Source organism: Rhizobium sp. AP16, from assembly GCF_000281735.1.
GTDB lineage: Bacteria > Pseudomonadota > Alphaproteobacteria > Rhizobiales > Rhizobiaceae > Rhizobium > Rhizobium rhizogenes.
On the sequence record NZ_AJVM01000009.1, the window covers coordinates 73366 to 89719 of the forward strand.

The 16354-nt window shown below is 61.3% G+C and carries 14 protein-coding genes; 10 read left to right on the top strand and 4 right to left on the bottom strand.

Annotated features, from left to right (window positions below):
- Positions 1-53: 53 nt before the first annotated feature.
- A complete protein-coding gene (locus PMI03_RS07060; protein ID WP_012650217.1) occupies positions 54-980 on the top strand; it encodes a LysR family transcriptional regulator in 927 nt (308 codons plus the stop codon).
- A gap of 7 nt (positions 981-987) precedes the next feature.
- On the opposite strand, the gene pdxA is transcribed toward PMI03_RS07060, so the two are convergent.
- The 4 genes from pdxA to PMI03_RS07080 form a co-directional block, all read right to left on the bottom strand.
- Positions 988-1977 (bottom strand): 4-hydroxythreonine-4-phosphate dehydrogenase PdxA, encoded by a 990-nt coding sequence (gene pdxA, locus PMI03_RS07065; RefSeq protein ID WP_007691335.1) that lies wholly within the window; start codon positions 1975-1977, stop codon positions 988-990.
- Positions 1978-2004: 27 nt separating this feature from the next.
- Positions 2005-3138 (bottom strand): iron-containing alcohol dehydrogenase, encoded by a 1134-nt coding sequence (locus PMI03_RS07070; protein WP_007691336.1) that lies wholly within the window; start codon positions 3136-3138, stop codon positions 2005-2007.
- Positions 3139-3251: 113 nt separating this feature from the next.
- Positions 3252-4439, bottom strand: a complete 1188-nt coding sequence (locus PMI03_RS07075; protein ID WP_007691337.1) for an exo-alpha-sialidase — start codon at positions 4437-4439, stop codon at positions 3252-3254.
- Between the two features lie 11 nt (positions 4440-4450).
- Positions 4451-5356, bottom strand: a complete 906-nt coding sequence (locus PMI03_RS07080) for a dihydrodipicolinate synthase family protein (RefSeq protein ID WP_007691344.1) — start codon at positions 5354-5356, stop codon at positions 4451-4453.
- A gap of 287 nt (positions 5357-5643) precedes the next feature.
- On the opposite strand from PMI03_RS07080, the gene PMI03_RS07085 reads away from it, so the two are divergent.
- From PMI03_RS07085 to hflC, 9 genes are all read left to right on the top strand, one after another.
- On the top strand, positions 5644-7284 hold the full coding sequence (locus PMI03_RS07085) for an ABC transporter substrate-binding protein (protein ID WP_007691350.1): 1641 nt from the start codon (positions 5644-5646) through the stop codon (positions 7282-7284).
- Between the two features lie 46 nt (positions 7285-7330).
- Complete coding sequence (locus PMI03_RS07090) at positions 7331-8287, top strand: ABC transporter permease (protein ID WP_007691351.1); 957 nt, start codon at positions 7331-7333, stop codon at positions 8285-8287.
- A 2-nt stretch (positions 8288-8289) separates the two neighbouring features.
- Positions 8290-9249, top strand: a complete 960-nt coding sequence (locus PMI03_RS07095) for an ABC transporter permease (protein WP_007691352.1) — start codon at positions 8290-8292, stop codon at positions 9247-9249.
- Positions 9249-10256, top strand: coding sequence for an ABC transporter ATP-binding protein (locus PMI03_RS07100; protein WP_007691353.1), 1008 nt, complete (start codon positions 9249-9251; stop codon positions 10254-10256). The genes PMI03_RS07095 and PMI03_RS07100 overlap by 1 nt, the downstream gene beginning before the upstream one ends.
- Entirely contained in the window at positions 10256-11248 is a 993-nt protein-coding gene (locus PMI03_RS07105) for an ABC transporter ATP-binding protein (protein WP_007691354.1), read from the top strand. The genes PMI03_RS07100 and PMI03_RS07105 overlap by 1 nt, the downstream gene beginning before the upstream one ends.
- On the top strand, positions 11245-12306 hold the full coding sequence (locus tag PMI03_RS07110; protein WP_007691355.1) for a four-carbon acid sugar kinase family protein: 1062 nt from the start codon (positions 11245-11247) through the stop codon (positions 12304-12306). Before PMI03_RS07105 ends, PMI03_RS07110 begins: the two co-directional genes overlap by 4 nt.
- Positions 12307-12324: 18 nt before the next feature.
- Positions 12325-13095: a FadR/GntR family transcriptional regulator gene (locus PMI03_RS07115; protein ID WP_007691356.1), complete on the top strand. Its 771-nt coding sequence runs from the start codon at positions 12325-12327 to the stop codon at positions 13093-13095.
- A 185-nt stretch (positions 13096-13280) separates the two neighbouring features.
- Entirely contained in the window at positions 13281-15347 is a 2067-nt protein-coding gene (hflK, locus tag PMI03_RS07120) for a protease modulator HflK (RefSeq protein ID WP_007691358.1), read from the top strand.
- Positions 15344-16354: a protease modulator HflC gene (gene hflC / locus PMI03_RS07125; protein ID WP_039973680.1), complete on the top strand. Its 1011-nt coding sequence runs from the start codon at positions 15344-15346 to the stop codon at positions 16352-16354. Before hflK ends, hflC begins: the two co-directional genes overlap by 4 nt.

A 16354-nucleotide genomic window follows, 5' to 3' on the forward strand; every position in this document is an offset into this window, starting at 1 on the left:
TTGTTGCAATCATTGTCTCATGACATTCTGAGCTAAGTTGATGCGTTTTGAGAATGAATATGCGCCGCAGCCTGGTTCCGGACATCGCCAATCTTCAGGCTTTCGAGTGTGCCGCACGGCATGGCAATTTCACCCGGGCGGCTGAGGAGCTGAACCTCACCCAAAGTGCCGTGAGCCGGCAGATCCATGCGCTCGAAGAACAAACCGGGCTGCTGCTGTTCGAGCGTGTGCGCCGGCGGGTCATCCTCTCCGAGCCGGGAAAACGCCTGCTATCCGAGGTGCAGCGCCTGCTTGCTCAATCGGAACAACTGATGATGCGGGCGGTCGCTTCGGCCGACAAGGACGAGTCGCTCAACATCGCGACGCTTCCGACCTTCGGTGCGCGCTGGCTGATGCCGCGCCTGCCGGATTTCCTGGCCAACCATCCCTCGCTGGCATTGACGGTGGGCTCGCGTTCAGAACCCTTCGATTTCGATCAGGAGGATTTCGACCTCGCCATCCACTATGGTCAGCCGAGCTGGGCGAAGGCGACATCGACCTTTCTCTACAGCGAACTCGTGCTGCCGGTCGCGAGCCGGAAGGTCGTCGAGAGATTACGGGCCAGAGACCCGGCGGGTCTTGCCGATGCGCCGCTCCTCCATCTTACCACCCGCCCGCGTCTCTGGTCGCAATGGCTGGAAGCCAATGGGGTGACGACGGACAATGGCTTTCGCGGCAACCGCTTCGATCAGTTTTCGATGATCATCGGCGCGGCCCTCGCCGACATGGGGGTCGCGTTACTGCCTTCCCACCTGATCGAGGAGGAGATTCGTGCGGATGCGCTGGTGCCGGTCTTCGATCTGCCGATGGCTACCGAGTTCAGCTATCATGTCGTGCTGCCCGAAGGCCGCCAAAGCAACGAGGTGGCGAACGCCTTCAAGGCCTGGCTGATCAGTCAGGCCAGCATGGATCAAGCGCCTGCCCTGCCAAGGGAAAGCTAGCATCAGGTCAAACAGCCTTGCGGCGCGGGGAGCGGGCCATCAGCCGGGCATAGGCGATCGCCGAAAGCATGTTCACATGATTGGCTTTGCCGGTTCCGGCAATGTCAAATGCCGTGCCGTGGTCGACGGATACGCGATCGATCGGCAGTCCCAAGGACACGTTGACTGCGGCCTCGAAGGCGACAAGCTTGATTGGGATATGGCCCTGATCGTGATACTGCGCGATGACAAGGTCGAAAGCGCCATTATAGGCGCGCGCAAACACGGTATCGGCCGAAATCGGACCGACGACATCGATCCCCTTCGCTTGCGCCTGCTCGACAGCCGGCGCCAAGAACTCCATGTCCTCGGTGCCGAACAGGCCGTTTTCGCCGCAATGCGGATTGAGCCCGGCAACGGCGATGCGCGCCGTCTTGCCGAGCCGCAGGAAATGATTGTGTCCAGCCTCGATGGTCGCCAGCACGCGCTCCGTTCTTGCCCGTTCGATTGCGCCCTTGAGAGAGACATGGGTCGAGACGTGAATGGTGTTCAACCGCTCCGAAGCGAGCAACATGAACGAGCTCTTCGAACCCGTTAGATGCGCCAGCAAGCCGGTATGACCATCGAAATGATGGCCGGCGAGGTTCATCGCTTCCTTGTTGATCGGCGCCGTGACGATGACGTCGGCAGCGCCCGACATGGCGAGATCGACGGCGCGGCGGATATAGCGGACCGAGGCGTCACCGGCGACCGGACTGACCTTGCCGATCTCGGGCAAAGGCGCGCCGAGCGCCACTTCGTCGACCGCGATCCGGCCGGGGTCAGCGATATCCGCGGGTGCAAACACCAGCCCGGTCGCAGCAACCCGATCGGCGCGCTCAAGCGCTTCGATATTGCCGACGACTATGAAATCCCGGCGTTCTTCCTCCGGCATCGCCGCCAGCGCCTTGACGATCACCTCCGGACCGACGCCCGCGGGATCGCCCAGGGTCACAGCGACTTTCGCATTCCTGTCCATCAGTCCCATTCCCTTTCGGCGGCGCGCTCAGAAGGCGGCTTCGTAGATCGAGCGAATATCGGCGCGCGACAGATCACGCGGATTATTATCGAGCAGCCGACGGATGGCAAAGGCATCGTCCGCCATGGCGTCAAGATCATCCTTCGGGACTCCGAGACCGGAGAGCGTCATTTCGATGCCAAGCTCCGCACAGAAGGCATAGGAGGCATCGAAGACCGATTGGATACTATCCGATGCCCTGCGCCCGAGCGCATCCATGACGGCCCTCGTCTTCTCTGGAACGGACGGCGTATTGAAGGCGAGCACATGCGGAAAGATCAGTGCATTCGCCGCCCCATGGGCGACATGCCAGCGCGTGCCGAGCGGATAGGCCAGCGCGTGGCCGCCGGCGGTATTGACCGGGCCAAGACAGAAGCCGCCATAGAGAGACGCGAGCGACAGGCCGGCGCGCGCCTCGGCATCGGAACCGTCCTTGACTGCCCGCGCCAGATATTTGCCGACAAGCCGGGCTCCCTCGATCGCGTAGAGATCGACCATCGGATGCGCCTTGCGATTGGTGAAGGCCTCGACGCAATGGGCCATGGCATCGACGCCGGTCGCCGCCGTTATGCGCGCCGGAACCGTAAAGGTCAGAGCCGGATCGATGACGGCGATATCAGCCAGCATGTGCAGGCTCTCGATAGCGAGCTTGGCTTTCGTGCCGGGGTCGGTGACGAGCGCGCGAATACCGGCCTCGCTGCCGGTGCCGGAGGTCGTCGGCACCTGCGCCAGCGCGACACGGCGGGGGCCTTTGACCTTGTTCGGACCGACAACCTCATGCAGGGTCTGCGACGACCCGACGAGAACCGCGGCGAGCTTGGCAAGATCCATGGCGCTTCCGCCGCCGAAACCCACCACGAGATCGGCATCTGCCGCATTTGCCGCCGCAAGAACCTTGTCGAGATTGGCGGTGTCCGGCTCCGGTGTCACATCGGCAAAGACCGTGATACTGCCTTTCAGCGCGAGAGCGTCAACGCGCTTCGCGTTGAACGCATCGGAGATCACGAGAATGCGGCCATAGCCTTTTTCACTCGCCCATTTGCCGAGACGCTCCGCCGTGCCGACACCGAACTCAATCAGATGCGGCCGGACGATTGTAATAGGCGAATCCAAGCTGACCACCGGACTACTCCTCCCTGCGGATGCCGCAGCATCCAGCTGTCACGCAGATGTAAATTTGTTATACAATACGGCTTTGCTTGGCAAGCGCCAGCTCCCGGCAAGCCGATCGGCGTTCATCCGATCGCCTCCGGCGACAGCCGCACATATTTGATGGCCCGGCGATAATAGGTGTAGGCGATATGCACCACGCCATCCGCCCCCTGCACGATCGACGGATAGGAAAATTCACGGTTGAGCGAATCCTTCGAATTGTTGCTGAGGCAATAGCCGTCGCCAGTATCGAGATCGATCCGGCGCGAGAAACTTGTGCCGCCATCACTGGAGAAGGCAAGGCTGAGCGGTGCACGCGGTACACCCCAGACCGCCTTTCGCCGCTCAAGCGTCTGCAATGGTGCAGCGTCGATCGCCTCTCCGCCCTCGATTTCATCATACAGAGACTGCCGCCTGGCATCCGACATCAGCGCGTTGGAATGATTGTAAACAATTGCGATTACACCACTTTTCAACTTTACAGCCTGGATAGAAGAATTGTTGTTCGGCAGGTCCATCGGCTGCGGCGCGCTCCAACTCTCACCGCCATCCGTTGAGCGGCTGGCAAGCACGGACTGTGCAAAGCGGTTGCGATAGAAAGCGACAAGATCGTCGCCCTCGAGCGCAACGATGTTCATGTGAACCGCGCCAAGACTGTCCGGCACCGCCGTCATCACCCAGCTCTTGCCCTGGTCACGTGAGATCAGCACGCAGGCCGTATCGGCATCGCCGGTCCAGCGCTCGCCAGGCAATCCGACGCAACGAAAGACCGGGAGCAGCCAAGCGCCGCGGCTGTTCACGATAATAGGCTGGCGGACAAATGTGCCCGGGAGATCGCAGAGCACGCGAACCTCGCCGAAGGTCTTGCCGCCATCTGCCGAGATCCGGCATTTGACAACAGACCCATCCTGATTTCCGGAGGTCTGTGAGGTATAGAGAAGCCAGACATCTCCGCCCGGAGCATTGAAAATCAACGGATTCTGCTCAGACTTGGCCGGATCGTCGGACATTTTCTCCGGTGTCGACCAACGCGTTGCTCCGGGGGAAAGGCGCGACATGTAAATAGAAATGTCGCCCATGCCCTCCATCGTGCCGCCAAACCACACGCAGGTGAGTGTCCCATCGGGAAGAAAGGCGAGATTTGCAGCGTGATTTTGAATGCAGGGAGACGGGAGATAGGCATCCGCACGTCCCTTCTCCGTAGGGTTGACAAGGATCTCGCCCGTCATCAGCGCCGGCACGGCGTCCGGCTGCAAGCCCGAGAAAGTCACGATCGCTCTCCTTATGGCAGCTCGGCGTAGGCGTCGGAAAGTGCCGCATGATCCGCATCGCTGAGCGGCATCAATGGCGCCCGCGTTCGCCTCCATGCCGCATTGCCGGTCTTCAGCCCGACCATCGCCTTGATCGTTGGGATCTGCACATAGGAATTGGACAGCGTGCGATAGGCGTTGATGCGCGCCTGAGCCGCGTCGACGTCAGCGGCACGCTTTTCATCATGGACATGGTCATAAACCGTGCGCAGCGAATCCGCGACGAGATTGGACGTGGCGGTGATGCAGCCGGCACCACCGGCTTTCAGCAGTGGTAGCAGCAAGGGATCGGCGCCGGCGAGGACGGAGAAGCCGGGATAGGCGGCGATGATCGCCCGCATATTATTGAAATCGCCTGCAGATTCCTTGATGCCGACGACGATGTCGCGAAACGCTTCGATCAGCCGGCCGATCAACGGCACGGAGAGCGGCACGCCCGATACCTGGGGAATATGATAGAGGATAACCTGCAAGCGGGGATCAGCGACCGTTTCAAGCACCTGCGAATAGGCGGCAAAGAGCCCGTCGTCGGAAACGCCCTTGTAGTAGAAGGGCGGCAGCATCACCACCTTGGTGACGCCAAAAGAAAGCGCATGCCTGGTGAGTTCCACCGTTTCCGGGATGGCCACAACACCGGTGCCTGGAAGCAGCCGATCGGCTGGAATTCCCGCCTTCAGCGCCGCCTCGAGGATTGCGCGGCGCTCGCGTGAAGAGAATGAATTCGCCTCGCCGGTCGTGCCGAGAAGCGCCACGCCATGACAGCCCTCATCAAGGAGGCGTTGACAATGTTCGGTGAACAATCCCAGATCCGGACTGCCATCGGCATTCAGCGGCGTTGCAGCCGCGCTGAATACGCCTGTAATCTTGTGATTGCTCATATCGTCCTCCCCGGATGAGCACGGCAGGCGGCAAAGCAGCCCGCAGAATGATGTTTTCATCAGCCCAGCTCGCAATGTTGTCAATATGACAATACGTGCAATAGCTATTTACGTTTTTCAACTAGCTGAAAATAAAACATAAATTATTTTCCTCAACCAAAGACGCTTATTTCAAATTATTTTTTATTGACATATTTACATTGTCGGTTGAGTGTTCACTGCTATCATGACGCCCTTCGGGAGAGAGAAATTGGAGGCGTCTCGGATTCTGTTTTTGGGAGGAACGGATGACTGAGCGGAATACTGCGCCAAAGACGCAGGTGTCGCGCCGCGGCGCATTGAAGCTGGGCCTTGCAGCCGGCGTCGGGCTGACGATTTTCGGGATGAGCGCGCGCATCGTGCTTGCCGATGAGGGCCAGGTGCTGAAGGTCGCTAATCCTGCTTTCGACCAGGACTGGTCGCCGCTGCGCGGTGGCGGCAGAACCTTCCGCTGGAATTCGATCTGGTGGGCCTCGCCGATGTATTTCGACAGCGACGGCAAGATCCAACCCTACGTCTTCACCAGTTGGGAAACTTCCGACAACAAGGTTTGGACCTTCAAGATCGATCCCAAGGCCGTCTTCTCCGATGGCAGCAAGATCACCTCGCCCGATATCAAGGGCTCCTGGGAAGTGGCCTCCATGCCGAACACCAAGAGCCAGCGCGCCGATCAGGTGCTGAACAAGGTTCAGGGTTACAAGGAGATCAGCAATGGCGCGGGCACGGAACTGACGGGCGTTGCGACGCCCGATGACAGCACCGTCGTCGTCACATTGACCGAGGTAGATCCGATCTTCTTCATGCGCCTTGCCAACCATATTGCGCCGATCACCAAGGCGGCGCAGTCGCGCGGCAGTGATGGCGAAGAAATCATCGATTGGTACAAGCCCGAGAACAAGCCGGTCTTCTCCGGCCCGTTCAAGCTCACCAGTATCGATATCGATGCCGGCAAGCTCGCCTTCGAGCCGAACGAAAATTTCTTCGGCCCGAAGCCGAAACTGGCGCGTATTGAGATCACCTCGATCGAGGATAACGTCACCGCGACCTCGCTGATCAAATCGGGCGAATTCAATGCCCATACCGAGCTGATCACCTCGACGATCATCCAGGATCTCGGCCCCGAATTCTCCGCCGGCCCGCTCATCCCGACCAGCCAGCATTTCTGGTTCAATACGTCCCGCGCGCCGATGGACGATCCGAAGGTTCGCCAGGCACTGATCATGGCGGTCGATCGTGATGGGCTGTTCAAGGCGTCCTATCCGGATGGCCCGCACAAGAAGGCCGATCAGATCCTGAACGCTGTGCCCGGCGCCGAGAATTCCGGCTTCGAGCCCTACCCCTATGATCCGGCAGCGGCCAAAAAGCTGCTCTCCGAGTCGAGCTATGGCGGCCCGGAGCGCCTACCCAAGATTCTGTTCGTCGGCATTTCCGCGCCGGCCATCCAGGCGGCAGCCCAATTCATCGCAGAGCAGTGGCGCCAGAACCTTGGCATCACCGCCGTCGACATGAAGCCGCAGCAGGATTCCTATGCCGGCCCGGACCAGAATTCGGTTCAAATCTTCCGCGACGACGTCGGCACCCGTGTTCCGGACGCCGTTTCCTATCTCGCCGGCTGCATCGCCTCGACCTCATCGAATGCGCAGAACAAGCTCGGCGGATACAAGAACGACAAGGTCGATGCGGCCCTTGCCGAAGCGGCAACCAAGGCCGTCGACGATCCGCAGCGCGTCAAGCTTGCGCAGGATGCCCAGAAGGCTTTCCGCGACGATTGGGCCTTCATTCCATGGTATTCTCAGGCGATGTCGCGCTGGGCCACCAAGGAGGTCAAGGGCATGGATAAGAACCTCGACTGGCAGGTCGTCGCGCCCTGGGACATTTCGATCGGCTAGTCCGCGCTGATCGCGGACCTCTTCGACCAACAACTGGGAGGTGACCTTGCTACGCTACGTGCTGACCCGGTTTGCCATCTGGATTCCGTCGGTGCTGATCGTGATGCTGGCCGTCTATGCGCTAGCCTTCTACGGCGCTGGCGACCCGATCAAGCTGATCTTTCTGCGCGCACCCGGCGATGTCGCCTATAATCCGCAGCGCATCGAGGCCATCCGCGAAAGCGCCGGCCTCAACAAGCCGTTCATCGCCCAGTTCGGTCTTTACATCTGGAACCTGTTGCACGGCCAGTTCGGCAATTCGCTAAGCTCGGGTCGCTCCGTCTGGGCTATGGTCTCGGCGGCAGCGCCGGTATCCTTCCAGCTTGCGCTCTGTTCGATCGTGCTGACGACGATCGTGGCCATCCCGCTCGGCATGATCGCTGCCCTCAACCAGAATACGCGCATCGACTACACGATCCTCGGCTCCGCTCTCTTCCTCTGGGCAATCCCGGCCTATGTTGCCGGCCCGCTCCTGATGGTCGGGCTGATCGTCCTTCTGCCCGGCGTAAAGGTGCCCTATGGCTGGGGCGGCGTCTTCGATCTGCGCATCCTTCTGCCGCTCATCGTGCTCTCCTTCCAACCGATTGCCCTGATCGTGCGCCAGACACGCGCCGCCGTCATCGAGGTCCTGTCGGAGGATTTTGTCCGCACGGCTCGCGCCAAGGGCGTGCCGGAGATCATTGTCGCGCTTCGCCATATCCTGCGGCCGGTGCTGACACCCGTCGTCACCCAGCTCGGGCTGATCATGATCACCATCGTCAACGGCGCGATCTTCGTCGAACTGGTCTTCGGCCTGCCCGGCCTCGGTCGGCTGACGGTGCAGGCGCTGATCAATTCGGATTATCCCGTCATCCTGGCGATCACGCTTATCGGCTCCTTCCTGGTGATGCTCTCGAACCTTCTGGTCGACGTGCTCTATCCGTTGCTTGATCCGCGCGCCAACGATGCAAGAAGGAGCCGCTGACCGTGTCCGCCGTCCCCCTTTCCCCAATCGCCAGCGAAGAAGAGCCGCCGGTCAGCCTGTGGCGCGACGCGTGGTATCGCCTGAAGCGCAACAAGCTCGCCATCTTCGGTCTGATCGTCGTCACCATCCTCGCCTTTGCCGCAATCTTCGGCCCATATCTCACACCCTATGATTATCTAAGCCAGGATCTCCAGGCACGAAACGCAGCCCCTTCGCTCCACCATCTCTTCGGCACCGACGATCTCGGCCGCGATGTCTTCAGCCGCGTCGTCTTCGGCACGCGCACGGCCTTTCTGGTTGCGATCGTCGTTACCTTCATCGCCGTGCTGATCGGCCTGGTGATGGGCGCCATCGCCGGCTTCTTCGGCAATCCGTTCGACCGCGCCATCATGTGGCTGACGGACATGACCATGTCGGTTCCGAACCTGCTGCTCGTCGTCGTCATCAACGCATCGCTGAAATCGCCAATTTCGAAATGGATGGAAGCGCGCTACATGGCGACGCTCAATCCCTTCTATCGCGAGACCATATGGGTCGATTTCATGCTGGTCTTCGGCTCGATGGCGCTGATTTCCTGGCCGCCTTACGCACGCCTCGTTCGCGCCCAGGTGCTGTCGATCCGCAGCCGGCCCTATATCACCGCAGCGCAGGCGCTCGGCCTTTCCAACTGGATCATCATGAAGCGCTATGTCGTTCCGAATGCGCTCGGCCCGCTGATTGTCTCCGTCAGCGCCGGACTCGGAACCGCCATGGTGCTCGAAAGCGCCTTCAGCTTCCTCGGCATCGGCGTCAATCCGCCGACGCCAAGCTGGGGCAACATGATTTCGGACGGCCTGCGCGTCTGGCAACACTATCCCCATCTGCTTGCCGCTCCGGCGGCCGTCCTCGGCCTTGCCTCGGTCGCCTTCAGCTTCCTCGGCGACGGCCTCAACGATGCGCTCAATCCGCGGGGCAGCAAGTGATGGATACGACCCAGCCTACCGAACGCCTGCTCGATGTCCGCGGCCTGACCGTCGAAATCGCCAGTCGCAACGGCCCAGCTATCGTGGTCGACGGCATCGATCTTCACGTCAACAGGGGCGAAACACTCGGCGTTGTCGGTGAATCCGGCTGCGGCAAAAGCCTGACGATGCTGAGCCTGATGCGGCTCCTGCCGAACAAGATCAGGGTGACGAAAGGGTCTGCTCACTTCGATGGTCGCGACCTGCAAACCATGTCGAACCGCGAATTGCGCAAGGTGCGGGGCGGCGACATCGGCTTCGTCTTTCAGGACCCGATGACCTCGCTGAACCCGGTGATGCGCGTCGGTGACCAGATCTGCGAGCCGTTGATCTATCATCGCGGACTGCGCAAGGCTGAGGCTCGCGAACGTGCCGTCGAACTGCTGCGCCTCGTCGGCATTCCCGGTCCGGAAGAACGGCTGCAGGCCTATCCACACGAGCTCTCCGGCGGCATGCGCCAGAGGGTGATGATCGCGATCGGCCTTGCCTGCAATCCGAAACTGCTGATCGCCGATGAACCGACGACGGCGCTCGACGTGACGATCCAGGCACAGATCATCGATCTCGTGAAGGAGCTGCGCCGCAAGCTCGGCATGTCCGTCGTCTGGATTACCCATGATCTGGCGCTGATCGCCGGCCTCGTCGACCGCGTCGCCGTGCTCTATGCCGGCACCGTCGTCGAGGATGCGCCGGTCGACGAACTCTACGCCCATCCGAGCCACCCCTATACGCGCGGTCTGCTGGCCTCGATCCCGAAGCTTTCGGATGCACCGTCAAGCCGGCTGAGTTCGATCGGGGGGACGCCGCCGGAACCCGGCCGTCGTCCCAAGGGATGCCCGTTCGCGCCGCGCTGTCCACTGGCGGAATCCATCTGTCACGAACGCGTGCCGAAGCTCGAGCCATTGAATGGCGCCGGAAACCATCGTACCGCCTGTTTCGTCGTCCAGAAAATGCGGGAGGCTGCATGATGAGCGCCCAACCGCTGCTCAAGATCGAAAACCTGGTCAAGCATTTCCATGTCCGGCTCGGCGCCTTCGGCGAACGCGCAGCCACTGTCTACGCGCTCGACAATGTCGACCTGGAGATCATGGAGGGCGAGACGCTGAGCCTTGTCGGCGAATCCGGCTGCGGCAAGTCGACCACCGGCTTCACCATTCTCAACCTCTACAAGGCGACCAACGGCCGGGTCATCTACAAGGGACAGGATCTAGCGACACTCAGCGAAAAGCAGATGCGGCCGTTCCGCCGCGATCTGCAGATCGTCTTCCAGGATCCCTATTCGACACTCAACCCTCGCATGACGGTCGGCGAGGCAATCGGCGAACCGATGCTCTTCCACAAGCTCTGCACCAAGGCCGAGCTGAAAGACAAGGTTGCAACGCTTCTCACCGACGTCGGCCTGCCGACGCGCTTCGCGCAACGCTATCCGCACGAACTCTCCGGAGGCCAGCGCCAGCGCGTCGTCATCGCCCGCGCACTCGCCTGCCAGCCGAAATTCATCGTCTGCGACGAGGCGATTTCGGCGCTCGATGTGTCGATCCAGGCGCAGATCATCAATCTCCTGCTCGACCTGCAGGAAAAATACGGCCTGACCTATCTCTTCATCGCGCACGATTTGGCTGTCGTCCGCCACATCAGCACCCGCGTCGGCGTCATGTATCTAGGCCGTCTGGCAGAGCTCGCGCCCCGTGACGCGCTCTTCGGCAACCCGCTGCACCCCTATACCAAGGCGCTGCTCTCGGCGGTTCCGGAAACCGATCCAGCACTGGAGCGGACCCGCACCCGCCAGATCCTGCAGGGTGACGTGCCGAGCCCGCTCAACCCGCCGAGCGGCTGCCGTTTCCATACGCGCTGTCCGATCGCGATGGATGTCTGCGCCAGGGCCGTTCCGGAATGGAAGGAAGCCAAGCCCGGTCATCTCGTCGCCTGTCATGCGGTCAACACGGGAGCAGACGCATGACGCCGAAGGTTGCGATCATAGCCGACGACCTGACCGGCGCGCTCGACACGGGCACCCCCTTTGTCGAGGCCGGTCTCTCCGTCACCGTCGCGATCGATATCGACGCCATATCAGAAGCGCTTGCAAGCGGCTCCGAAGTCGTCGTGGTCAACACGGACTCACGAGCGCTGCCGGAGGAGAAAGCCGTGGAGAGGGTGAAGCTTGCAGCCAGCGCTCTTCTCGCCGCCGCGCCGGAAATCCTCCTGAAGAAGATCGACTCCCGCCTGAAGGGCCATGTGGCGGCGGAAAGTGCTGCTCTTGCCGCCGCCTTCGGTCACCGCGAAATCGTCATTGCGCCCGCTATTCCCGATCAGGAGCGCGTCACCCGAGACGGCAAGGTCGTCGGCCGGGGCGTGGACCACCCCCTGCCGATTGCCGAACTCTTCGAGGCACATCCAGAGACGGTCCTCATCATCGATGCCGAGACTGACGGCGATCTGGACCAGCTCATGGCGAAACATGACTGGAAGACGAGCCTTGCCGTTGGCGCGCGCGGCATCGGCAGCGCACTTGCCCGCTATATCGGCCGAGGAGGCACGGCCAGCCGGGCATTCGTGCCGACCGGCAGGACGCTTTTTGCCTTCGGCTCCCGCGATCCGATCACTGCGGCGCAAATGGCCACGCTCGAAGCATCGGGCCGCCTGCGGGCGACAATCGACGCGCCGATGGGCCTGGTGCAGTTCGGTAAGGGGCAGACGCTTCCACTTCTGCTCCGTTGCACCGGCGACATCACCGAGGAGGCGACGGCTGTCGCCGATCGTTTTGCCAAAGGTGTGACATCGGTGATGGAGGATACCCATCCGGATATGCTGATGATGGGCGGCGGCGACACCGCCGTCGCTGTTTTCCGCGCGCTCGGAATTCACCTTCTGGCACCGAAGGGCGAAATCGAGCCGGGCATTCCGTGGTTCGATGTGACGATGGCCAATGGCACTCGGCTCCGCTGCGCGGTGAAATCCGGAGGCTTCGGGAACTCTGATAGTTTGCTAAGACTGATCCCTGAGAATCAGGCGGCCTGAGACAATGCCGGCGGGAGAATGAACGTGGACGAAGCAAATAGTGCATCGGCAAATGCGCAGGCGGCTCCGGCAGCCAAGCCCGAGCGTGGCAAAGCCGTGAAGCTTGTCGATCGCGTTTTCGACCAGCTGCTGGAGCGCATCCGCTCCGGAAACTACCCGCCGGACTCGCGCCTGCCGGGCGAACACGAGCTTGCCGCGATGTTGGGTGTTTCCCGCCCCGTTATCCGCGATGCGCTGGCGCGGTTGCGCGACCAGGGCATGGTCTATGCGCGCCAGGGCGCCGGCACCTTCGTCAGCGCCCACGGTTCACCGATCACCCAGCTCGCCTATGCGCCGGTCAAGACGATCGCCGATATCCAGCGCTGCTACGAATTCCGCCTGACGATCGAGCCGGCAGCCGCCTATTTCGCCGCCAAGAGACGCGATGAGGCCGCCATCCAGAAAATAGCCGCGGCACTGGCTGATCTTCGCGAGGCCACCAGCCATCAGCTTCACCGCACGGATGCCGATTTCAACTTCCACCGCTCGGTGACGGAAGCCGCCAACAACCATTATTACACCGCATCCATGGACGCCTTGAAAGCCCATATCGCCGTCGGTATGCATCTGCACGGCCTGTCGCTGCTCGGCCCGAGACAGGGTCTCGAACAGGTATTCCAGGAGCACAGCGCAATCTACAAGGCGATTGCCGAAGGCCGGGCGGAAGATGCCCGCAACCTGATGCAGGCCCACCTTGAAGGCTCCAGGGACCGCCTCTTCGAAGGACGAGCGCTCGATCTGTCGTTTTGACGGCTCCAAGCCATCTGACTCTGCAATCCCCTTAACCGTCCGCTTGCCTGCCAAGCCTTGTGGATATAAGAGCGATACGTAATAACGTATCCTCTTGAGTTCGAGGCCCGATGTTCCAAACATCGCTATCGAAGCTTCTCACCCGGATCGGTCACCTAACCTCATCGCGGCGCTATCGAGGAGGCATGAAGCCTCCTTCAACCGGGCGCGAAAGAGCGCAATCGAACACGGCAATGCAGGATACGATTTCCAAGGATACGCAGCAGCCCCCCGATATCAAAGACCGAGCAAACTTCCAGCTTGCGGCGGTTCAAGCCCATGACCTTGCGAGCCAGAGCTTCAGCGTGGCGATTTTCGCGGCCCTGCTTCTGCTCTGCGCGCTGATTGCAAACACGTTCAGCCTCAGCGCGATCTGGATTGCTTTCTTCTGCAACAACGCGGCCGCACTTATCCTCTTTGGAACAGGGCTTCGATCTGCCTACGATGTCGCGCGGTGGCGCCGCGCGCGGGCTGGTCTTGCCAGCGTCCCATTCGGAAGGTCCACGCAATGGCTTATTGCAATCGCCACATCGCCGTGGTCGTCGCAGGACACAGAAGAGTCAGAGCTACCTAGACGCGGGACCAGTAGCGCATTCCTCACGGGGCAGTCACTCCTGTCACGCATCGGCGCCCGCCCCCTCTCGGTCTTCGGTCCTGCCCTCTTCGCATGTTTGATCGTCTATGCCGGCTGGAGCCTGAAGGCGGACGACATGGCGATCGGGACGACGAGCTTTCTCATCACCGCGGTCTGTCTGGCTTTCGCCTTTCTTCTGCTGGTGACGGAAAGGCGGCTTGCCGCGATCGATACGGAGGAATGGCCGGAGGCAAAAGCGATTTCGCAATTGGCGCGCTTGCCTATTTTCGTGCTCGTCCTGTCTTGCTTCTGCCTGTTTCTCAGCACACGCGGATCCGGGCTCTCAATCAAACTCCTGGCGGCACTGGGAAGCTTTGTGGCGCTTGTCGGGCTTGAGTTTCTGTTACGCGCGGTTGCCTCCATGTTCCGCCCGCAAAACGACAGCCGCGAGCCAGCACAGATCGCCACAAGCTTTGTCGCCGGCACTCTTCAGTGGCCGCCTCAGCCTTTGGTCAGCATTCAATCGGAATTGCGGACCAAGCATGGCATCGATCTTCGCCAGATCTGGGCCTTTTCGTTCATTCGAAAGGCCGCTCCAGCCATCATACTCGGAACGCTCCTTCTGGGCTGGCTACTGAGCGGCGTGCGCGAAATTCCGATGACCGGCCGGGGCGTATACGAGCGGTTCGGCAAGGCCGAGGGCATCCTGCATTCCGGGCTGCACATCGGCCTTCCTTGGCCGTTTGGCCGAGTTATTCCCATCGAGAACGGCAGCGTGCACGAGCTGGCAACCTCCGTCAGCACGAGCGGTGATGGCGAAAAGCTGGCCGATGCCGAGGGGCCAGCGCCGGAAAGCGCGAACCGGCTGTGGGACGCCTCACATATCAGCGAGAAATCGCAGCTTATTGCCAGCGGCACCGGCGGCGCGCAGAGCTTTCAGATCGTCAACATGGATGTACGTTTCGTCTACCGCATCGGTCTTTCGGACCAGGCGGCGATAAAGGCGGCCTATCGGGTCGCCGATCTCCCAGCCTTGATCGAAAGCACCGCAAACCGCGTATTGGTCCATGACTTTGCCAGAAGAACTCTCAACGACGTCTTGAGCGAAGGCCGATTGTCGCTCGCAAACGATATCGCCTCGGCAGTCCAGAAGAACATGGATGAGCTGAACAGCGGCGTCGAAATCCTGGCGGTCGTCGTCGAGGCCATCCACCCGCCCGCCGGCGCGGCCAACGCCTTTCACGGGGTTCAGGCGGCACAGATCAGCGCGGAGGCGATGGTTGCGCGCGAACGGGGAACGGCGGCCGAACGGACGAATGAGGCGCAATTGAATGCCAGCCTCCAGCAGGACAATGCGACGGCAACGGCAAGGGAAGGTGTCGCGGCTTCGGAGGTCGCAAAACTCCGCTTCCAGGCCGAACAATCAGCCTTCCACGAAGCGGGGCAAGCGTTCCTGACCGAGGAATACTTCAACCAGCTGACGATGGGGCTATCCCACTCGAAGGCTCTCGTCCTTGACCACCGCATCGGCGGAAGCATCGCTCCGACCCTCGATCTCCGGAGCATGACGATGCCGGCCGATCCCGACACAAGTGCCGAGCCTGGCACCCCATACCAAAGCGAAGAAACCGGCCCATGACTGACGCGCACGCCCATCCGGGCTCAAACCATCACGAGCACGATCATCATCATGATCACGGCGATGATCACAAGGAAGCAATGCCCTTTCGGTGGTCCCGCCTGGTCGTCGCGATGATCGTCGTCGCCATCATTCTGGTCGCCGCCTGCCTCGTCCAGGTGAGATCGGGGGCTGCGACCATCATCACCAGGTTTGGCAATCCGGCACGCGTTCTGATTGATCCCGGCCTTGCCTTCCGGCTTCCCATTCCCCTGGAGAAGACCATCGACGTCGATCTTCGCGCCAAATCGACGTCCAGCGGCCTGCAGGATGTCGGAACCAAGGATGGGCTACGGATCATCGCGCAGGCCTATGCGATCTGGCAGGTCCCGCCCGATCCGGATGCCATCAAGCGCTTCGTACGGTCGGTTCAGAACCAACCGGACCAGGCGGCCGCGCAAATCCGCACATTCCTCGGCTCGTCGCTGGAGACCACAGCCAGCAATTTCGACCTGTCGTCGTTGATCAATCCCGATCCGGACAAGCTGCGGATCGACGCCCTGGAAGCACAGCTCAAGGCCCAGATCGCACAGCAATTGCTCGATACATACGGCTTGCAGGTTGTCGATGTCGGTATCGAACGCCTGACCCTGCCTTCGGTGACGTTGAGCGCCACCGTCGACCGCATGCGGGCCGAGCGTGAAACCATCGCCACCGAACGTGCGGCAGTCGGCAAGCGCCAGGCCGCAGAAATCCGCTCCGCAGCCGAGCGCGATGCGAGAGTGCTGCAGGCGGACGCGACCGTGAAGGCCGCCGATATAGAAGCGAAATCCCGAGTCGAAGCGGCGCAGATCTATGGGGCTGCCTATAAGAGCGCGCCGGAACTTTACGAACTGCTCCGCTCCCTCGACACGCTCGGCACCATCGTCAATTCCAACACGCGTCTTGTCCTGCGCACCGATGCAGCACCTTTCCGGGCTTTGGTCGATGGACCGCCCAGCGCCGCATCAGCTGGCGGAGCACATTAG